This window comes from Gordonia terrae (genome assembly GCF_051789125.1).
Lineage (GTDB): Bacteria > Actinomycetota > Actinomycetes > Mycobacteriales > Mycobacteriaceae > Gordonia > Gordonia terrae_A.
In genome coordinates, this window is sequence record NZ_CP196526.1 from 3,904,892 (window position 1) to 3,928,051 (window position 23,160).

Here is a 23,160-nt window from a genome sequence, read left to right on the forward strand (position 1 = left end):
CGCGCGCGAGCAGCGACACGCGCGCGGCGAACTCCGCCGCGTCGACGACCCGGTCGTCGTAGATGACCGCGGGTACATCGGGTGTGGCGGCGGCCCACGTCGACACCAGGTCGGCGACCGTGTCCGGCGCACCCACCTCGGCTCGGGGCCCCACCTCGAAGTTCTGCAGGCGGGTCGCCTCGGCGGGCAGCACGAGATCGGCATCGCCGACCGGCCGCGCCGGTGCCGCCAGGACGGACTGCAGCACGGCGACCAGCCGCTGCGTCAGCGCGTCGATCGTCGACTCGTCGAAGAGATCGGTCGCGTAGATGACCGAACCGGCCCATCGCCGACCGTCGTCTCCCCTGTCGATGGCGAAGTTCAGGTCGACCTTGGCGCCCGGGGCCGCCGGCGGAAGAGGCTCGAACCCGAGATCACCGATCGACCCGCTCTGTTCGGCGTCGATGGCGAAGTCCGCGGACGCGGACTGGTCGAAGGTGAGGTTGACCTGTGCCAGTGGAGCGAAGGATTCCGTCCGCACCGGATTGAGGGTCTCCACGAGCGTCTCGAACGGGACGTCGGAGTTGGCGAACGCATCCAGATCGGTGGTGCGCACCCGGTCCAGCAGCGCCTCGAAGGTCTCGTCACCTGCCACCGGCACGCGCAGCACGAGAGTGTTCACGAACATGCCGACCAGCGCGTCGAGTGCGGCCTTTCCACGCCCCGCGATGGGGGTGCCGACGACGATGTCGTCGGTTGCCGAGAGACGCGCGAGCAGCACTGTGAGCGCGGCGTGCACGACCATGAACGGGGTCACCCCGCGTTCGGATGCGACCCGTTCGATCGCATCGCCGACCGGGGCCGGGATGTCGAAGTCGAATCGGGCGCCGCGCTGCGACGCCACCGGCGGGCGCGGGCGATCGGTGGGCAGTTCGAGAACGTCCGGCGTGCCGGCGAGCTGGCTCGTCCAGTAGTCCAGCTGGGCGGCGATGAGCGAGTCCGGGTCGCCGGCCGAGCCGAAGACGTCATGCTGCCACAGTGCGTAGTCGGCGAACTCGACCTCGAGCTCGGTGTACGCGGGCGCCTGACCCGACACGCGCGCACCGTAGGCGGTGATCAGGTCCGCGAGCATGGGTTTCATCGACTCGCCGTCGGCGGCGATGTGGTGCACGACCACGACGAAGACGAATTCGTCGGCGGCGACCGGCCACAGCCGCGCACGGATGGGCCAGTCGGTCGTGACGTCGAAGCCCGAGGTGATGGCGGCTTCGAGCTGCTCCTGTGAGTCCACGATCGCCCAGTCGAGGCGGTCGATCTCGTCGCGGCCGTGGATCCGCTGATACGGGACACCGTCGACGTCGGGGAACGTCGTCCGCAGAACGGCCTGGCGCACGACGAGGTCCTCGACCGCGGCGTGCAGGGCGTCGGCGTCGACCGGCCCGCGCAGGCGCAATCCGATCGGGATGTTGTAGGTCGACGATGCGGGTTCGAACCGGTTGATGAACCAGAGGCGTTGCTGCGCGAAGGACAGCGGGATCCGGTCCGGACGCGGCGTGACCGCGACCACGGGTGGCAGGTTCGCGCCCCGCGTCGTGTTCCCGGCGGACTGCGCGTCGTCGCCGGACACCGCGGCGACGAGGTCGCGCACCGACGGCGCCTCGAAGACGTCGCGGACCGAGACGTCGACGCCGAGCGCATCGGCGACCCGGGAGGCCAGACGCGTTGCCGACAGCGAGTTTCCGCCGAGGTCGAAGAAGCTCGTCGTCACGCCGAGCTCGTCGAGACCGAGAACGTCGGCGAACACCTCGGCGACCGCCGTCTCCGCGGCGGTCGCCGGGGCGACCACCTCGTCGGAGGTCACACCGGAATCGGGCACCGGCAGCGCGTCGCGGTCGAGTTTGCCGTTGGCGGTCAGCGGCAGGGTGTCGAGGACCGCGATCTGGTCGGGCACCATGTACGCGGGTACCGCGCGCGCGGCGATCCGCCGCACCTGCGCGGCATCGACGTCGGCACCACCGCTGTCGATCACCAGGTAACCGACGAGTTGCTCACCGCGACCGGGGATCTCGACGACCCGGGCGGCCGCGGCGGTCACTCCGGGCACCGCGAGCAGCGCGGCCTCGATCTCACCGAACTCGATGCGGTAGCCGCGCAACTGCACCTGTGCGTCGCCGCGGCCGAGGTACTCGATGTCGTCGGCCACCCGGCGGGCCAGGTCGCCGGTGCGGTACATCCGGGAGCCGGGCTCGCCGTAGGGAGAGGCCACGAAACGTGTCGCGGACAGGCCGGCGCGTTCGAGATAGCCCTGCGCCAGTTGCCCACCGGTGACATACATCTCGCCGACGACACCCTCGGGAACCGGGCGGAGCCGGTCGTCGAGCACGTGGATGGCCAGCGACGACAGCGGACGCCCGATGAAGCTCGCGTCGTCGGCTGCCACCGACGCCGGATCGAGCGGACGGAAGCTGACGTGCACGGTCGTCTCGGTGATGCCGTACATGTTGACCAGCACCGTGCTCTCGCCGGGATGGTCGTCGAACCAGCGGCGGACCTGCTCGAAGCTGAGGGCCTCGCCACCGAACACGATGTAGCGCAACGAGAGCGCGGCGTCGTTGCGTCGCCGGGCCTCGGCGAGCTGATAGAACGCCGATGGTGTCTGGCTGAGGACCGTGACCCCCTCACGCGCGAGGAGGTCGACGAATTCCTCCGGCGCGCGGGCCAGGTCGCGGTCGACCAGGACCAGGCGGGCACCGGTGAGCAGCGGACCCCAGAGCTCCCAGACCGAGAAGTCGAAGGCGTAGGAGTGGAACATGGTCCACACGTCCGTCGCGTCGAACTCGAAATCGCCTGCGGCGGTGTCCATCAGCGTGATGACGTCGCGATGGGTCACCTCGACGCCCTTGGGGCGGCCGGTGGAACCCGACGTGTAGATGACGTAGGCGCGCGAGTCCGGGTGGATCGAGACCGGTTCCGTCGCGGCGTCGGCACCCTCGCCGGCCAGCTCGTCGACCGTCACCACCGGAACCGAACCGAGCTGCGACCACAGGTCGAAGCCGGCGGTGGTCTCGTCGATGATCACCGCGCTCGGTGCGGCGTCACCGACGATGAAGGCGAGTCGCTCGACCGGGTTGGTCGTGTCGAGAGGGAGATATCCGGCACCGGAACGCAACACGCCCAGGATGGAGGCGACGAGGTCGACGGTGCGTGATGGCGCGACCGCCACCAGGTCGCCCGCCCGGACACCCCGGGCCCGCAGAGCCGCGGCGATCGCGGCCGACCGCTCGTCGAGATCGCGATAGGTCACCGTCGTGGCGGTGTCGGTGACCGCGGGACGGTCCGCATGCGCCGAGACCGCACGGTCGAACAGTGCCACCAGCGACGAATCGGTGTTGGGGGTGCGGGTGACCGGTGCGACGAGCCCACGGCGGTAGTCGGCGTCGTCGAGCAACGAGATCGCGCCGACCTCGATGGCCGGATCGGTCACCAGAGTCGTCAGGATGCGTACCAGCGCATCCGAGTACACCTGCACCTGACGCTCGTCGAACGCCGCGGGCAGGTACTTCAGCTTCAACTCGATACGGTCGCCGATCACGCCGGTGACCATGTTGAGCGGATAGTGGGTCGAGTCGGACGCCTCGAGGTCGGCGATGCCGATACCGCCCGCGTCGGCGCCCTGCTTCAGCGACTGTGCATCGACCGGGTACGACTCGTGCACGGTCAGGGTGTCGAACAACTGGCCGCGGCCCACCAGCGCGGTGAGTTCGGGCAGGCCGAGGTGCTGGTGATCGAGGACGGCCACCTTCGACGCCTGCAGGGCGTCGAGGACGTCGGCGGCGCTGCTGTTCGGGTCGACGTCGGCGACCGCGGGCAACGTGTTGATGAACAGGCCCACCATCGTCTCGACGCCGTCGAGGTCGGCGGGCCGGCCGGAGACGGTCTCGCCGAAGACGACCACCCGCTGACCGGTGATCCGGGACAGCAACACCGACCACGCGAACTGCATCACCGTCGAGACGGTGACACCCCGTGTACGCGTGAGATCTTCGATGGCCGAGGTGATCTCGGGCGGCAACAGCACGCTGTGGTCCCGGGGCAACTGGTCGCTGGTGGCCTCACGGCCGGCGCCCACCAGGGTCGGCTCGTCCACGATCGACAGCACCGAACGCCAGGCGGCGATGCCCGCCTCGGTGTCGGAATCGGCGATGTAGCGCAGGTAGTCGTGGTAGTCACCGGGAGCGTTCGAGCCGGGGGCACCGGAGCCGGACGCGGCGTCGGCCACGGTGCCGGTGTAGGTCTGTCCGGTTGCGTACAGCGCGAACAGGTCCGCCATGATCAGCGGGCTCGACCAACCGTCGATCAGGATGTGGTGGCTGGTGACCACGAGGGTCGACGACGCGCCGCTGCGCACCAGGACGAACCGCATCAGCGGCCCGGACTCGAGATCGAACGAGGTGGCCCGCTCGAGCGCCGCAACGTCTGCCACGCCTCCCGAGGCGTCGCGCCCGGAATCCGGGTCGGTGTCGAGATCGACGACCCGCCAGGGGATGTCGACGGTGTCCGGTACCACCGCGACGACCTCGCCGCTCGGTACGCGGATGAAGCTGGAGCGCAGTACCCGATGCTTGTCGAACACCTCGCGCACCGCTTCGGCGAGGCGGTCGGCGTCGATCTCTCCCTTGAGGGTCAGCACCGCCTGCGCCGTGTACACGTCGACGGCGCCCTGATCCCGGCGGGCCGCGGCGAGCTCGGCCTGGAACTGCAGGCCGCGCTGGAGCGGCGAGAGCGGCCACACGTCGGCGCCCGGATGGGTGTGCGCCAGGTGGTCGAGGTCGTCCTGGGTGATGCGGGCGCCCACGACGTCCGAGGGCGACAGGCCCGGATCGCCGACCCGGCCGATCTCGTCGACGACGAGCGCGAGTTCGGTATCCCAGCGCCGCGCGAGATCCTCGACGTCTGCGGGATCGAGGACCCCGCGGGGGAAGGTGAACCCGGCGACGAATTCGCGGCCGTCGTCGCCGATGGCGGTTCCGGCGTTGATGCTCAACAGATTCGGTACCACCATGGCACCGGTGACCGTGCCCGGGAGGCGGGGCGCCGACGGATCGGGCAGGAACGCCATCGCGGCGTCGGTCTCGGTCGCGGCGGCACCGCCGGCCCCGGTCACGTTGCCGAGATAGTTGAATCCGATGTTCGGCAGCGGGCGACGCGAGAGTTCGGTGCCGGCGTAGCGGAGCAGGCCGTATCCGATCCCGTTGTCCGGCTGGCCCGCCCGTTCTTCCTTGGCCGCCTTGACGGTCCGGATGGCGTCCCCGCGGACGTCGACGGCCATCGGAGCGATGGTCGTGAACCACCCCACGGTGCGCGACAGGTCGACGGTCCGCGGATCGTCGCCGCGCAGCAACGCCTCTTCGTACCGGCCGTGGCCCTCGAGCAGCAGGGTGACGGGGGCGTCGTCGGCGATGCCGCGGGATTGCTGCCACGAGCGGACCGCGCGCGCGAGCGCCGCGACGAGGGCGTCGTTCACATTGCCCCGGAACGCGGTGGGCACGGTCGTGAGCAACGCCTCGGTGACCGCCGAGCCGACGGTGTGCACCACGGTCTCGGTGGTGGACATGCGGTCGCGCCCGCGATCGAGGCGTCCCCCGAGATCGGTGACCTGTTCCGGCGATCGATCGAGCCAGTAGCGCAGCTCGTGGTCGCGGTCGGGACGCCGGGCGTCGAGCGCCGCGGCGAAACCGCGCGCAGAGGTGACCTCCGGGCGCAGCGAGTACGGCCGGCCCGCTTCGTGTTGCGCCCACGCGGTCAGCAGGTCCTCGATGATCACGCGCCACGACACGGCATCGACGCCGAGGTGGTGGATGACGACGACCAGCCGCGCGTCACCGGCGGGATCGGTCAGGAGGACAGCCGCGACGAGCTGTCCGGTGGTCGGGTCGAGGCGCCGTGACGCCTCTTCGAAGGCGGCGACGACGGCATCGTCGAAGCCCTGCTCGCCGGCGGGTGCGGTACTCGTCAGCGTGGTCACCGCTCCGGGTTGCAACGGCGCGACCCCGGTGCGCATCCGCCATTCACCCGGGTTCTCGCCGGGTTCGACAGCGGCACCGAGCATCGGGTGGACGTCGACCACCTGCGCGAGGAGTGCCTGCGCGACCTCGACGGTGAGCCCGGTCGGTGCGGTGAGCACCATCGACTGAGAGAAGTCGGCGAAGTCCGAGATGTCGTCGGTCTGTTCCAGGACCCAGGACACCACCGGCGGAACGGTCATCGGACCGACCCCACCTCCGGCGAGCTCCTCGAGCGCCGGGACCCGTTCGCCACGGGAGCCGATCGCACGAGCGATCCCGCGCACGGTCTTGTGCTCGAAGATGTCGCGCGGCGAGACGTCGATACCGGCGGCCCGCGAGGCCGACGCGACCTGGATGGACATGATCGAATCGCCGCCGAGGGCGAAGAACGAGTCGGTGACGCTGACCCGTTCGAGCCCCAGCAGGCCGGCGATGATCGAGGCGAGCTGCTGCTCGACCGCGTTCTCGGGTTCCACGTGGTCGGATTCGACCTCGATCGTGGGTGCGGGCAGCGCGCGGCGATCCAGCTTGCCCACCGGGGTCAGCGGGAGCGCGTCGAGGACGGTGATACTCGCCGGCACCATGAACAGGGGCAGCCGATCCGCGAGATGATCGCGCAGCGAAGCGATCTCGACGGTGTCGCGTGGAACCACGTACGCGGCGAGTGCGGTCACCACCGACTGCCCGCTCGCTGCGAGTCCGCCATCGGCGTCGACCCCGACGACAACCGCGGAGGCGACGGACGGGTGATCGGTCAGCGCGTTCTCGATCTCGCCGAGTTCGATGCGCAGACCGCGGAGCTTGATCTGGTCGTCGGAGCGACCGACGTAGTCGACCGTCAACGCGCCGTTGCGGTCGCGAGCCCACCGGACGACGTCTCCCGTCCGATAGATCCGCGTGCCGGGTGCACCGTACGGATCGGCGACGAAACGTTCGGCGGTCAGACCGGGCCGGTCCAGATAGCCGCGCGCGAGAGCCGGTCCGCTGACATAGAGTTCGCCCGCCACCCCGACCGGCACCGGACGGAGTCGGCCGTCGAGCACCAGCAGGTCGATGCCGTCGATGGGCGGCCCGATGTACAGCGGTTCGCCCGCATGCGTCGGCGGGGCGACGGTGATGACGATGGTGGTCTCGGTGGGACCGTAGACGTTCCGGAAGGCCACGAACCGGCTCCAGCGGTCGCGCAGTCCCTCGGGCACGGCCTCTCCGCCCGCCCAGACGGTTTCCAGCGAGGGCAGCTCGGCCGGATCCAGCGACGCCAGCACGGTCGGGGTGAGGAACGTGTGGGTGATCCGCTGCTCGCGCATGAAGTCGGCGAGCGGCGCGCCCGCGACCGCGTCGCGGTGCCGGTAGACGACTGCGGCGCCCGCGGTGAACGCGAGCAGGTACTCGAGTACGAAGGCGTCGAAACTCGGTGAGGCGAACCCGAGTACGCGGGAGTCCCCGGTGATCCCGGACCGCTCGACCGCTTCGATGCCGAAGTTCCGGAGTCCGCCGTGGGTGACGGCGACACCCTTGGGGAGTCCCGTCGAACCCGACGTGTAGATCACGTAGGCGGTGTCGTCGGTGCGCACCGGGACGCCACGATCCAGGTCGGTGACCGGGGCGTCGTGGTGTGCCGACACCGCGGCGGTCACGGCGTCGGAGTCGAGGGCGATCCATCGTCCGCCGAAGGCATCGACGTCGGCGACCCCGGCCAGCGTGAGACCGATGGCCGCGCCGGAGTCGGTGATCATGTGTGCGACGCGGTCGGCCGGGTAGTCGGGGTCGATCGGCACATATCCGGCGCCGGTCTTCGCGACCGCCCAGATCGCGACCATGAGGTCGACCGAGCGCGGGATGACCAGCGCCACCAGTGTTCCGCGGCCGATGCCCTGCGCGAGCAGATGGCGCGCGAGTCGGTTCGACTGCGCGTCGAGTTCCCGATACGTCAGGGACCGACCGGGGTCGGCGACCGCGACGCGATCGGCGCCGCGGGTGGCCGCGTCGGCGAACAGATCTGCCAGTGGCTCAGCGGGTTTCGCCGGCTTCCGGCCCACGGGGGTGAGTTCCGCACGTTCTGCGGGGTCGAGCAGTTCGGCGTCACCGACCACCGCGTCGGCATCGGCGGCGAGGTCGTGCAACAACCGGGCGAAGCGGCGCATCATGCCCGCCACGGTCGCCTCGTCGAACAGATCGGTGGCGTAGTTGACGCGGCCGATCCAGGACCCGCCGCGGCCGCCGCGGAGCCCCACGGTCAGGTCGACCTTGGCCGAGTTCTCTTCGGTCTCCACCACTTCGACCGCGAGATCGTCGATGTCGGCGACGAGCGTCGAGGGGTCCGCGGGCGTCGGATCCACGGTGAGCAGGATCTGCGTGAGCGGTGCGAACGCCTCGGAACGGGACGGTGAGAGCGCATCGACGACCGCTTCGAACGGGGCGTCGGCGTGTGCGAACGCGTCGAGGTCGGTGACCCGCACCGAGTCGAGGAGGTCGGCGAACCGCTGTCCCGGGTCGACGACGGTACGGAGCACCAGGGTGTTGACGAACATGCCGACGAGCGGATCGAGGGCGGCGTCGCCACGGCCGGCGATCGGGGTGCCGATCGCGATGTCGTCGGTGGCCGACAGACGTGACAGGAGCACCGCGAGCGCGGCGTGGATGACCATGAACTCGGTGACGCCGCGTTCGGCGGCCAACCTGCGGACGACATCTGCTGTCGCCGAGTCGATCTCGAAGTCCACCTCCGCACCCTGCATCGAGGCGACGCGGGGGCGGGGACGGTCGGCGGGCAGCTCGAGCACCTCGGGCAGCCCACCCAGCCGCGACCGCCAGTAGTCGACCTGCGCGGACACGCGCGACGTCGGATCGTCGATCGAGCCCAGCTCACGCCGCTGCCACAGCGCGACATCGGCGAACTGCACCTCGAGGTCGGCGAATTCCGGTGCCCGACCCTGCGACCGTGCGACATACGCGGTCACCACATCGGTGACCAGCGGGCGCATCGACTCACCATCGCCCGCGATGTGGTGGATCACGATGAGGACGATGTGTTCGAGGTCGTCGACACGGTGGACGCGGATCCGGATGGGACGCTGCGTGGTCACGTCGAACCCGGCACCGGCCGCGGCGTAGAGATCGGACTCGTCGTCGACGACGTCCCAGTCGAGTTCGGCTCCCACACCCGCGGCGTCGCCGATGATCTGGCGCGGGGCCCCGTCGATCGACGGGAAGACGGTGCGAAGGACTTCCTGGCGTTCCACCACGTCGACCATCGCGGCGCGCAGGGCGGCGATGTCGAGTTTGCCGCGCAGCCGCAGCGCGATCGGGATGTTGTAGGCGGCCGACGCGGTGTCGAACTGGTTGATGAACCAGATCCGTTGCTGCGCATAGGACAGCGGGATCTCGTCGGGACGCGGGGAGACCGCGGTCACCGGCGGCAGGCCGGGTACGCGGTCGGCGACACGGAGGGCCAGTTCGCGCACACTCGGGGCGTCGAAGAGGTCGCGCACGCTCACCTCGACGCCGAGTGCCGCACCGGCGCGGGCGGCCACGCGCATGGCGGCCAGCGAGTTGCCGCCGAGGTCGAAGAAGGAGTCCACGACCGACACCCGCTCCACGCCGAGTACCTCGGCAACCACATCGGCGAGCGCCTGCTCGGCCGGGGTCGCCGGCTCGACGATCTCCGACTCGGTCAGCGTGGGGGCCGGCAATGCGCGCCGGTCCACCTTGCCCGATGCGTTGCGGGGCATCTCGTCGAGCACGACCCACAGTGTCGGACGCAGGTGTGCGAGCAACCGATCGGCCGCGAAGGCACGGACCGCGTCGACGTCGATCGTGTCGCCCGGATGTCCGGTGAGGTAGGCGACGAGGGCGTCACCCGCCGCGGTCCTGGTGACCGCCGCCGCGACCGAGACCACTCCCGGTGCCGCCGCCAAGACCGCTTCGGTCTCGCCGAGTTCGATGCGCTGACCGTGGATCTTGACCTGGAAGTCGCTGCGGCCGAGGTATTCGATCTCTCCGTCGGCACGCCACCGCGCCAGGTCGCCCGTCCGGTACAGGCGGGCACCGGGATCGCCTGCGGGATCGGCGATGAAGGACGCGGCGGTGAGCGCCGGGGCGGCGGCGTAACCGCGCGCCATCTGCGCACCACCCAGATACAACTCACCCGGCACGCCGGGTGCGACCGGACGTAGTCGCGCGTCGAGAATGCGTGCGGTCAGACCCGGGGCGGGACGACCGACCGGGACGACGTCGACCGGCTCGGCCAGTGTCGCGATCGTCGCGTCGACGGTCATCTCGGTCGGACCGTACTGGTTGACGATGACCGTGTGCGGGGCCGCCGCGAGGGTCTGCTGGGTCACCGCGGGAGTGAGTGCCTCACCGCCGGTGAAGATCTGGCGCACCGACGACAGACCGGTGGCGGGATCGAAGGTCTCGTCGAGGAACACGGCGAGCAGCGACGGGACGAACTGCACCGAGGTGACCTGTTCGTCGGCGATCATCCGGGCGAGGTGCGCGGGGTCGCGATGACCGTCGGGCGCGGCCACTACCGCGGTCGCGCCACTGACGAACGGCCAGAACAGTTCCCACACCGAGGCATCGAAGGTGTACGGCGTCTTGACCAGTACGCGCTCGTCGGCCGGGTCACCGGTGTAGGCGCCGAACCAGGCCAGCATGTCGCGCAGTCCGCGGTGGGTGACCGTCACACCCTTGGGTTGTCCGGTCGAGCCGGAGGTGAACAGCGTGTACGCCGGGTGCTCGACGCGCAGCGGTGCGCGGCGGGCGGCGGCGGTGAGCGGCTCCGACGGCGCCGTCGAGAGCTCTGGCAGATCCACGTACAGCACGGTGATCGTGTCCCCGGCATCCCGCGCCCAGGCCGGGGTGTCACCGGCGACCACGAGCACGGCTGTCCCGGACATGGCCAGTTGCCTGCGCACGACGTCCTCGGGCGCCGCCGGATCCAGTGGTACGTAATGCCCGCCCGCGAGGACGACGCCGTGCACGGCGACGAGCATCTCCACCGAGCGCGGGACGGCGACGGCCACCGCGACCTCGGGTCCGACGCCCGCGTCGACGAGACGGCGAGCGAACGCATTGACGAGTGCGCCGTATCCGGCGTAGTCCAGCGCACCTCCATCGGCGCGGACGGCGGTCCGGGATGCGTTGCGCGCGAACGACTCCGACAACGCGTCGGCGACCGTTCCCGGTGGTGTGGGCGCGCCTGCGCGGGCACCCCTCCCCCACCGGTCGATCAGTTCGAGCTCGGCCTCGGTCACCAGGTCGGTGTCACCGATGACCGCATCGGGGTCAGCGGTGAGGGCGTCGAGAACGCGGACGAACCGATCGGCGAGGACACGCACGGTGTCGGCGTCGTACAGATCGGTCGCGTAGACCACCGACCCCTGCCAGTTGTCGCCGTTGTCGGCGATTCCCAGCGTCAGGTCCACCTTCGCGGACATGTCCTGCGGTTCGACCGGGGTGACCGCGAGGCCTCCCGCGTCGCGGTCCTCGGTGGCGATGGTCAGCGTCTGCGACGCCAGGTCGGCGATCGCCGACTGATCGAAGGCGAGCCACACCTGAGCCAGCGGCGCATAGGCCTCCGAACGCAGGGGATTGACCCGTTCGACAACCGCCTCGAAGGGGATGTCCGCATTCGCGAAGGCCTCGAGGTCGGTGCGCCGGACGTCGTCGAGCAGTTCGCCGAACGTGCGATGGGCGTCGACACCGGTCCGCAGGACGAGCGTGTTGACGAACATGCCCACCATCGGATCGAGGATCGACTGCCCGCGGCCGGCGATGGGCGTGCCGACGGCGATGTCCTCGGTGGCCGAGAGACGGGACAGCAGTACCGACAGCGCGGCGTGCGCGACCATGAACGGGGTCAGCCCACGTTCCCGGGCGATCCCGGCGACTCGTTCGGAGATCTCCTGCGGCACAGCGAACTCCACGCGTGCGCCACGCTGTGAGGCGACGGCGGGCCGTGGACGGTCGGTGGGGAGCTCCAGGACATCGGGGACGCCGTCGAGTTGCCGCGCCCAGTACTGCAGCTGCGCACCGATGAGCGATGACTCGTCGGTCGCCGCACCGAGCACCCGGCGCTGCCACAGCGCGACGTCGGCCATCTGCACCGGCAGTGGGTCGAAGGACGGCGCGTCACCGGCCACCCGGGCGGTGTACGCCGTGATCAGGTCGCCGACCAGCGGCGCGAGCGACTCTCCGTCGCAGGAGATGTGGTGCACGACCAGGCCGAGCACGGCCTCTGTCTCCGAGGTGCGGGAGACGCCCACGCGCACAGGGAGTTCGGTGGTGACATCGAAACCGCGCAACAGCAGGGCCGGGAGCTCGGATTCGGCGACCGTATGCCAGTCGAGCATCTCCGCGGCGGCGGACGGAGCGTGCACCATCTGGTAGGGCTCGCCGTCGGCTTCGGGATAGGTGGTGCGCAGGACCTCGTGCCGCTCCATCACGTCGAGCAGTGCGGTCCGCAGGGCATCGGCGTCGAGCGCTCCCGACAGTCGCAGCACCATCGGGATGTTGTAGGCCGGCGACGCGGGGTCGAACCGGTTGATGAACCACATCCGCTGCTGCGCGAGGGACAGCGGGATCCGCTCGGGACGGGCGGCGGCGGGTTCGATCGGGGGCAGGCCGGGGCGCTTCGAGGCGGCGGCGAGGGCGAGATCGCGCACCGTCGGCGCGTCGAACAGATCGCGGACGGTGAGATCGACGCCCAGCGTCTCGGCGGCGCGGCCGACGATCCGCGCGGCGAGCAACGAGTTGCCGCCGACGTCGAACACCGACTCGACCACACTGATGTCCTCGAGACCGAGGACCTCGGCGAAGATGTCGCGCAGAGCGGTCTCGGTGTCGTTCTGCGGGGCGACGAACTCGGTCGTCGTCGCGAGTACCGGCCGCGGCAGCGCACCGCGGTCGAGTTTGCCGTTCTGCGTCAGCGGGAGGCGCTCGACCGACATGACCACGTCGGGGACCATGTACTCCGGCACCTCGGTCGCGACGCGGCGGCGGACGAGTTGCTCGTCGACGACGGCACCGGGCTCGGAAACGACGTAGGCGGCGAGGATCTCGCCGCGGTCCGGGAGCTCGACCACGTTCGCGGCGCCGGCGGCGATTCCCTCGACACCGATCAGGGCGGCCTCGATCTCGCCGTATTCGATGCGGAATCCGCGGAGCTGCACCTGCGCATCGCCGCGACCGAGGTACTCGATGTCGTCGCCGACCCGACGCGCAAGATCTCCGGTGCGGTACATGCGGTCGCCCGCGGCGAGTCCGCCGCCGAACGGATTGGCGACGAACCGGGTCGCGCTCAGCCCGGCGCGCCTGCGGTAACCCTGCGCGAGCTGGGTTCCCGTCACGTACATCTCGCCGATCACGCCCTCGGGCACCGGCCGCAGGCGCGAGTCCAGGATGTGGATGTTCAGCGACGACAGCGGCCGGCCGATGAACGACGCGTCGCCCGCGGACACCGAATCCCGCTCCAGCGCACGGTGACTGACGTGCACGGTCGTCTCGGTGATGCCGTACATGTTGACCAGCTGCGCGCGATCGTCCGGGTTGTCGTCGAACCAGCGCCGTACCTGCTCGAAGCTCAGTGCCTCACCGCCGAAGACGATGTAGCGCAACGCCAGTGCGGCCTTGCGACGGCGCTGTGCGGCGACGAGCTGGTAGAAGGCCGACGGCGTCTGGCTGAGCACGGTGACGCGCTCGGCGGCCAGGAGTTCGACGAACGCGTCCGGGTCGCGGGTCGTGTCCTGGTCGACGACGACCACACGACCGCCCGTCACCAGCGGACCCCAGATCTCCCAGACGGAGAAGTCGAAGGCATAGGAGTGGAACAGCGTCCACACGTCGTCGGCGCCGAAGGAGAACTCCTCGGCTGCCGACTTCATCAGCGCGACGACCTCGCGATGGGAGACGACGACGCCCTTGGGCTTGCCGGTCGAGCCCGAGGTGTAGATCAGATAGGCGGGCAGCCGGTCGTCGAGAGCAGGCATCTCGTCGGTACCGGCAGCCGGGACGTCCGCATCGTCGGGAGCGACGAACCTGACGTCGATCTCGGCCCAGTCGGCCGCGAGTTCGGCATCGGCGAGGACGAGCAGCGGCTCGGCGTCCTCGACGATCGACCGGGCACGGGCCACCGGTTGCGAGCGGTCGAGCGGCAGGTACGCCGCGCCGGTCTTCATCACGGCGAGCAGCGCCACGATCAGGTCGGTGCGGCGCGGGAGGGCCACGCCGATGAGCAGGCCGGGTCCCGCACCGGCGGCACGGAGTCCGCGCGCGAGGGCATCGGAGCGCTCGTCGAGTTCGCCGTAGGTGGTGAGGGTTCCGGTCGAGTCGCTGACCGCGGGTCGGTCGGCGTGCCGGGCGACCGCGGAACGGAACAGGCCGGGCAGCGAACCGAGGTCGGTGCTGCCGATGAGCTCGAAGGCGCGGTCGCGGACGAGCGCGATCGCACGTCGGGTGGCATCGGCGATCTCGGCGGGCGAGCGACCGGGCGCGGCCTCGGTCTGGGTGATTCCCGCGCCGACCGCGGCCTCGGTGTCGAGGCCCTGGGCGATGAACACGCCGGCGGTCGCCGACACGCGTGTGTACAGCTCGCCGAAGGTGACCGGACCCGTTGCCGCCTCGTAGGCGGTCTCGGTCGGCGCGATCCCGGCCGAGTAGGCGATCAGGTGAAGTGTCGAAGGCCGCGAGCCCCAGGTGAGCGAGAGGTTGGAAGCCGTTGAATCGACATCGGTCACGTCTGAGTCATTCCTTCGGTCGACTGCACTGCATCGTCTGCGCGGGACTCCTCACCCGATCCGGCCTGGAGTACGCGCAGCGCGTTGGTCCGGAGCTCACCCAGCACCTCACCGAGCGCGTCGGGCCCCGACACCGCGAGCCCCGGGAGCAGACTCATCAAGGCGGTGGTGAGCGCCGAATCCGGATCCGGGAGCGCGGCAGCCATCGCATCACTGATCGACGACAGCGCCGCGAACGTTACCTCGGCACCACCGTGCACGGCTGCAAGGGCGTCCGGTCGCGCGGCGGCGGCGCGGGCGACGAGTTCGGGCAGCGCGACCGCGAGTTCGACACCGGCGTCCTCGACGGCGACGGCGTGCTCGGCGGCCGTCGCGATGTCGATGTCGCCCACCAGGACCTGCGGGTTCTCCGAGACCTCCTCGAGCACGCGCAGATAGCGCTGCGCGTAGGTCTCGACGGTTCCCTTGGTGAAGACATCGGCGGCGTAGATCAACTGGCCCGTCATTGAATCAGAGTCCTTTGCTGCCGGTGCACCGAAATCGACCGGGAACAGGGTGAGCTGCAGGTCCACCTTGGCCGGGGTCAGCTGCTCGGAGATCGGTGCGATCGTCATGGAGTCCATGTCGAGCGTCGGAATGGTGAAGTTCTGGTAGGCGAACATCACCTGATAGATCGGGTTGTAACTGGTGGGTGGAGAGTGAAGAACAGATGACACGATCGTATCGAACGCGATTTCGGCGTTCGCCATGTCGGCCAGATCTTCGTCGCGGACCCGCTGCAGGAGCTCGGCGAACTTCTCCTCGTCCTGCAGCTGGGAGCGCAGCGCGAGCGTGTTGACGAACATGCCGACGACACCGTCGAGTTCGGGCTGACCGCGTCCGGCGAACGGCGTGCCGATCACGATGTCGCGCTGGGTGGTCAGACGGCTCAGCAACACCACCAGAGCGGTCTGCATGACCATGAACAGTGTGGCGTTGTGCTGCCGGGCGACGGCCTCGAGCTTGCGCACGAGGCCACCCTCGATGTCGAAGACGACCTCCCCGCCGACGAACGACGGCGTGCGCGGCCGCGGGCGGTCGGTGGGCAGTTCGAGCCGGGCGGGCGCGTTCCGTAGGCGCTCCACCCAGTACGCCAGTTGCCGGTCGGCCTCGGTCGTGCCGTCGGGTCCGGTCACCGCGAGGGATTCCAGCTGCCACAGGGTGTAGTCGAGGTACTGGACGGCGAGCGGCTCCCAGTCCGGCCGGTTGCCCGCGACCCGAGCGGAGTACGCCGTCATCACGTCGGTGGCCAGCGGCAGCATCGAGGCACCGTCGGCGGTGATGTGGTGCACCACGAACACCAGGATGTGCTCGGTCGCGTCGAGCCGGAGCAGCATCATCCGCAGCGGAGGCGCAACGGTCACGTCGAAACCGCGGCCGGTGAACTCGGCGATCACCGGCACCGGATCGCCGTCGACGTCGACGACACTGCGCTCCAGCAGCTCCAGCGCCGACTCCCGGTCGAGAACGACCTGGGTGGGCTCGCCGTCGACGAGCGGGTAGCGGGTTCGCATCGACTCGTGCCGGTCGATGAGGTCCTCGATGGCCGCGCCGATCGCGTCGGTGTCGAGCCGCCCCGACAGGCGCAGCGCCATCGCGACGTTGTAGGCGGGCGACGCGGGATCGGCCCGGTTGATGAGCCACATCCCGCGCTGGACCGCCGACAGCGGGGCGCTGGTGCCGCGTGCCCGGGCCGCCAGGCGGGGACGACGTGACGGGGTCCCGTTCTCCGTGGCGAACACGGCCATCGCACGCACCGACGGCGCGTCGAACACCGCCGCGACCGGGATGTCGACCTCCAGATCGGAGGAGAGCCGGGCCGCGACCTTCGTCGCACTCAGCGAGTTGCCGCCGAGGTCGAAGAACGACTCGGCGACACTGATCCGGTCCACGCCCAGGACGTCGGCGAAGACGCGGGCGATGACACGCTCGGTCTCGGTGCTCGCGGGTACGAACTCGCTCGTCTCGATGACCGGTGCGGGCAGTGCCTTGCGATCCACCTTGCCCGCCGAGTTCAGCGGCATGGCCGACAGCGGCATCCAGATGGTCGGGACCATGAACTCAGGGACCGTGCCGTGCAGGTGCGCCTGGGCGTCCTCGGCGGTCACGGTGTCCGGCGAGTAGTAGGCCACCAGGCTCTGGCCCGTGACGAGATCGGCGACCGTGACCGACGCGTGCACGATGCCGGGAACCGACATCAGGGCCGCCTCGATCTCCCCCAGTTCGAGGCGCTGGCCGCGCAACTTGACCTGGAAGTCGTTGCGGCCCAGGTACTCGATCTCGCCCGACGGCCCCCACTTGCCGAGGTCGCCGGTGCGGTACAGGCGCGCGCCGGGCGGGCCGTACGGGTCGGCGACGAACCGTTCGGCGCTGAGCCTGCCCTGCGAGACGTAGCCGCGGGCGAGCTGCACGCCGCCGAGATAGATCTCGCCGGGCACGCCGGCGGGCAGCGGGCGCAGGCGGTGATCGAGGACGTGGGTACTCGTGTTCGGGACGGGCCGGCCGATCGGCACCACGGATTCGGTGCCGCGCACGTTGTGCTCGGTGACGTCGACGGCGGCCTCGGTGGGGCCGTACAGGTTGTGCAGGCCGACCGCGGGCAGAGCCGTCCGCAGCCCACCGGCGGTCGCGGCGGTCAGTGCCTCGCCGGAGGTGAACACCTGCCGCAGGGAACTGAGCTCGGCCAGGCGGGCGGCGCCGACGACGTCGAGGAATGTCGCGAGCATCGACGGCACGAAGTGCAGGGTCGTGACGTTCTCGTGCTGGATGACGTCGACGAGGTAGGACGGATCACCGTGGCCGCCGGGGATGGCGACGACCAGGCGGGAGCCGGTCAGGAACGGCCAGAACAATTCCCACACCGACACGTCGAAGGTGACCGGCGTCTTCTGCAGCACCACGTCCCGTCCGGTCAGCGTGTAGTGGTCCTGCATCCAGTCGAGCCGGTTGATGATCGCACGATGGGACACGACGACGCCCTTGGGACGTCCCGTCGACCCCGAGGTGAAGATCGTGTACGCGGCGTGGTCGGGGCGCAACGACCCGAGTCGTTCCGGGTCCGTGATCGGGTCCCCGCCTCGCTCCGGCAGGGCGGCAACGGGATTCGACGCATCGACGACGGTGACCGTCACCCGGTCTCCGAGTTCGTCGATGACGGCCGGCGCTTCGCCCGGTCCGACGAGTACCCGCTCGGCCCCTGCGGTCGCGAGCATGTAGCCGGCCCGTTCGGCGGGCGCCTCGGTGTCGATCGGCACGTACTGGGCGCCTGCCGCCACGATCGCATGGACCGCGACGAGCAGCTCCACCGAGCGCGGGATGCAGACCGCCACAGCGACATCCGGTCCGACGCCGTCGGCGATGAGCGTGCGGGCGAGTACGTTCACCCGGGCGGCGAACTCCGCATAGGTCACTTCACGGTCGCCGAAGACCAGCGCGACCGCGGCGGGATCCGTCGTGTAACCGACGGCGAGCGCCGTCGCCAGGTCCGGAGCCGACAGCTCGCGACGGCTGCCCTGCGACCACCCACGAACGGTCTCCAGCTCCGCCTCGGGGAACGCGAACAGATCGTCCACCCGCAGCGTGCGGTCGGTCCCGGCGTCTGACGACGACGCGATCGCGCCCAGGACATCGTGCAGGTAGCGCGCGAACCGTTCGATGGTGGCCTCGTCGAACAGGTCCCGCGCATAACCGAAGGCCAGGGAGATCTGGTTCGCGTGGTCTCCGGTGTCGGAGTACTCGACCACGCTGAGCGAGAGATCGTACTTGGCGAACGGGGCACGCGCGTCCAGGACGCTGATGCCGGTCTCCTCCTCGAACAGGTGCATGACCTGGTCGTGCTGCATCACGAGTTCGACCTGGAACAGCGGCGAGTGCGCCGTTGAACGGCGGGCCCCGACCGCGTCGACGACCTGCTCGAACGGCACGTCGGCGTTGCTGAGTGCCTGCGCCCGAGTGTGATTGGCGTCGTTGAGCAACGAGGTCAGGTCGGTGTCGGGATGCACCCGGGTCCGCAGGACCAGGGTGTTGACGAACATGCCGATCAGATCGGTCAGCTCGGGCTCGTCGCGGCCCGCGATGGCGGTGCCGATGGCGACGTCGTCGCTCCCGCTCAACCGCGAGAGCATCACCGCCAGTGCGGCGTGGAAGATCGCGAACACCGTCACGCCGTGATGGGCGGCCACGGCGTGCAGGCGGGCCACCGTCTCCGCGTCGAGCATGGTGTCGACGTAGCCACCCGCGCCGGAGGGCCGGATCGGCCGCGGGCGGTCGGTCGGCAGCGAGATCAGTTCGGGCATGCCCGCGAGCTCGGTGCGCCAGAAGTCGATCTGCGCCGCCATGAGCGAGGTCTCGTCGGACGCGTCGCCGAGCACGTCCTGCTGCCACAGCGCGTAGTCGGCGTACTGCACCGGAAGGGGACGCCATGCGGGCACCCGCCGTTCGAGGCGGCTCGCGTAGGCCGTCAGGACGTCGGTGATGAGCGGACCCAGGGACGCGCCGTCGCCGACGATGTGGTGCATGACCACGACGAGGACGTGGTCGAGCGTGCCATCGCGGCCGACGGAGCGGAAAAGCCGTGCCCGGACCGGATATTCGTAGTTCAGATCGAAGCCGGTCACCGCGAAGTCGGCGAGCCTGCGGTCGGTGTCCACGGGATCGACGTCGACGACGTCGAACAGCCGTGCCGCGGCGGCCGCCTCGGCCGAGTGGATGAACTGGTAGGTCTCACCGTCCTCGTCCGGGAAGGTCGTGCGCAGCGGTTCGTGACGCTCGATGACGTCGTCGATGGCCGCGGCCAGCGCCGTCGCATCGACGTCGGGACCGAGTCGGACGGCGCCGGGGATGTTGTACGCGGCCGACGTCGGGTCCAACCGGTTGATGAACCAGAGGCGGCGCTGACTGAACGCCAGCGGAATCCGCTCGGGACGCGGTCGCGGCCGCAGTTCCGGACGACGCGCTCCGTCGTCCTCGGTCACCGGGGTCGCCACCCGGATGATGTCGCCGAGGCTCTGGCTCTCGAAGATGTTGGCGAGCTTGATGTCCAGGCCCGCGACCGTGCGCAGCCGGGACGCCAGCCGAGCCGCGGTCAACGAGTCCGCGCCGAGCGCGAAGATGTTGTCCTGCAACCCGATCGGCTCGATGTCGAGCAACTCCTCGACGATCGAGACCACCTCGCGCTCCCGCGGCGACGACGGCGCGACATAGGCGACGCGCTCGTCGCGCGCGAACACCGGGGCCGGTAGGGCGTGTCGGTTGAGCTTGCCGTTGGAGGTCAGCGGCAGCTCGTCGATCAGCATCACGACATCGGGGACCATGTACGCCGGGACATGGGCGCGCACCTGCTCGCGGATGCTCGCCTCGTCGACCCGGCCCGATTCGCCGGATTCGACGACCGCATATCCGATCAGCTTGGCGCCGCCCACGGTGGCCGCGTCGGTCACCACGGCGGCCGCCGCGCTGACACCGTCGACGGCGCGGAGGGCCGACTCGACCTCCCCGAGTTCGACGCGGAAGCCGCGCAGCTGGACCTGGGTGTCGGCGCGACCGAGATACTGGATGTCGGCACCGATGCGGCGACCGAGATCGCCTGTGCGGTACATCCTCTCACCGCTGCCGTGCAGGTCGGCGACGAACCGGGTGGCGGTGAGCCCGAACCGGTTGCGATACCCGCGTGCGAGTTGTCCTCCCACGACGTAGATCTCGCCGACGGCCCCCTCGGGCACCGGACGCAGGCGGTTGTCGAGCACTCGCAGGCCCAGGGAGTTCAGCGGACGGCCGATGAGGCTGGCGCTCTCGCCGCGGACGAGATCGGGATCCAGCGGCCGGTACGTGACGTGCACGGTCGTCTCGGTGATGCCGTACATGTTGACGAGTGCGATCTCGTCACCGAAGGACTCGTACCAGTTGTGGACCTCGTCGAAGCGGAGTTCTTCGCCACCGAAGACGATGTAGCGCAACGACAACGGGGTCGCCGTGCGACGCCGCACATCGGCGACGATGCTGAACGCCGACGGCGTCAGCGACGCCACCGTGATCTGCTCGTCGGCCAGCAGCTGCAGGAACTCCGCCGGTGCCCGCGCGATCATCCGGTCCACGATCACCGCACGCCCGCCGGTCAGCAGGGGCGCGAAGATCTCCCAGACCGAGAAGTCGAAGGCGTAGGAGTGGAAGACCGACCACACGTCCTCGGGTGAGAAGTCGAAGTCGGCGGACGCGGCCTCCAGCAGGGTCGCGACGTTGCGGTGGACGATCTCCACGCCCTTGGGCGCGCCGGTGGAACCGGAGGTGTAGATGACGTAGGCGGTGGCCTCGGCGGTCGACGGTCCCCGCGGGGGTCTGGCGTCCGCACCGAGCGACTCCGCCTCGTCCATCAGGCTGCCGGTCTCGATCACCGGGCAGTCCCCCGCCCACCCGGGGCGGTCGCCGTCGGAGACGATCAGGCACGCCGGTGCCGCGTCGTCGATGATGTAGCGCAGGCGCTCTTCGGGATTGCCGGTGTCCAGGGGGAGGTACCCCGCGCCGGCCTTGAGCACGCCCAGCATCACGACCACCAGGCCCGTGTCGCGCGCGGTGGCGATACCCACCAGGTCGCCGGCACCGATCCCCCGGGCCCGCAGCGCACTCGCCACCGCGTCGGAACGGCTCGCGAGTTCGGCGTAACTCAGGGTGACACCGTCGGCGTCGGACACCGCACCCCGGTGACGATGATTCGCCACGACCTCGTCGAACATCTCGACGAGGGTGGGTGCGGGCGCGGCCGGAAGGGGTTCGGGCAGCGTGTCGAACAGTCGGCGGTCGTCGTCGACGAGGAGGTCGACATCGGCGACCGGGGTGTCGAGTCCGTCGTCGGAGAGGAACCGGTCCAGGAACGTCAGGAAGCGACCGTGGAGCGCGTCGAGCTCATCCGGGGTGTAGAGGTGGGGATTGCCGTGCAGGTCGACGACCAGCGGCGCCGCGGGAGACGACTGGTACAGGTTGATGAGCAGGTCTTCGAGGATGCCGGAGGTCAGGATCCGGTATTCCATGTCCGTGCCGTCGATCGCGACCTGCTCGTCGAAGAACACCATGTTGATGGTGGGGCCGAAGGAGACCGAACTCTGGTCCAGGCCCGCGTCGCGGCGGATGTCGTCGGAGCGGTAGCGCTGGTGACGGAGCGCACCGGTCAGCTCGAGTTGCGCGGTCTGGATCAGATCACGGACCGACTTCGAGAACACGTCGCGCAGGCGGATCGGCAGGATGTTGGACACCATGCCGCCGGAGATCTTGATCTTGGCCGTCGCTCGGCCGGTCACCGGCAGGCTCATGACGATGTCGTCGTGGCCGCTCATGCGTGCGAGGAATGCGCCGAAGGCCGAGGTCATGAGCACTGCCAGCGAACTGTTCAGCTCGCCCGCCAGGGCCTCGTACCGTCGCTGGCGTCCCGGATCGAGAGCGGCGCTGGAGACGACGTTGTCGAAGGAGAGCGACCCCGTGGTCCCGGCCCGTGACAGGGTGACCCGCTCGGGGAGGTCGGCGACGCGTTCGAGCCAGTGGGCGCGGTCGGTCTCGCGCCGCGTGCTGGTCTGGTACGTCTCCTCGTAGGCGACGATGTCGGCCATGGTGGCCGGCGCCTTGTCGCGCGACTCCTCGCCCCGACGCAGCGCGTTGTACCGATCGACGGTACGGCGCATGATCGACAGCGCGGCGTACCCGTCGATGATGATGTGGTGGGCGCGGTTGTACCAGAAGGTGCGATCGTCGGCGACCTGCAGGATCGCGATGACGATGAACTGATCATGGAGCAGGTCGACCGGACTGCGGTACTCCGCCTGCATCCACTCCACGGCGGCGGCGATCGGGTCGTCCTCGCCGCGGAAGTCGATGACGTCGACGGTCTGGTCGAAGTCGACGTCGACGTACTGCATGGGGATGCCGTCGATCTCGGTGAGGCGGACGAACGGCGACTCGACGAGCTTGCCGACCTCGACGCAGCAGCGGGCGAAGAGTTCGACGTCCAGACCACCCGGCTCGTGCCGGATGTCCACGTACTGAGCGATGTTGACCGAGTACTCGGACGACAGCGACTCGGCAAACCACATGCCACGCTGCGCCGCGGTGAGAGGGAGCACCTGAATGGTCTCGTCCACCTCACCCGGCGTGTCAGCACGGTAATCGGCGATTGCCACGTCCTTTGACCACTCCCTCGCTAGTCCTGCAGTCGATTAGACCTCACGACACTGCCGTTGGTAATCGTTCAGACCCTCCACATCGGACGCCGGCACAGAATCTCCATGCTATTTCACGCGAGGGGTTCTCATGAAACCGGGAGGCAGGGACAGCCTCATGCTTTGCCATCGCTGCAC

2 protein-coding genes (1 of these 2 running past the window's edge) are annotated in these 23,160 nt (G+C 69.7%); both read right to left on the reverse strand.

All coding sequences use genetic code 11. The annotated features are described in order from the left end of the window. Window positions 1–14,782: the 5' portion of a non-ribosomal peptide synthase/polyketide synthase gene (locus ACSUZC_RS17645; protein ID WP_439029775.1), read on the reverse strand. Its footprint begins 25,472 nt before the window's first position; only the first 14,782 of its 40,254 coding nucleotides appear in the window; the start codon lies at window positions 14,780–14,782; the stop codon falls past the left edge of the window. Next, window positions 14,779–22,983 carry an amino acid adenylation domain-containing protein gene (locus ACSUZC_RS17650; RefSeq protein ID WP_439029776.1) on the reverse strand — a complete coding sequence of 2,735 codons (8,205 nt, stop codon included), beginning with the start codon at window positions 22,981–22,983 and terminating at the stop codon, window positions 14,779–14,781. Before ACSUZC_RS17650 ends, ACSUZC_RS17645 begins: the two co-directional genes overlap by 4 nt. Window positions 22,984–23,160: the final 177 nt, after the last annotated feature.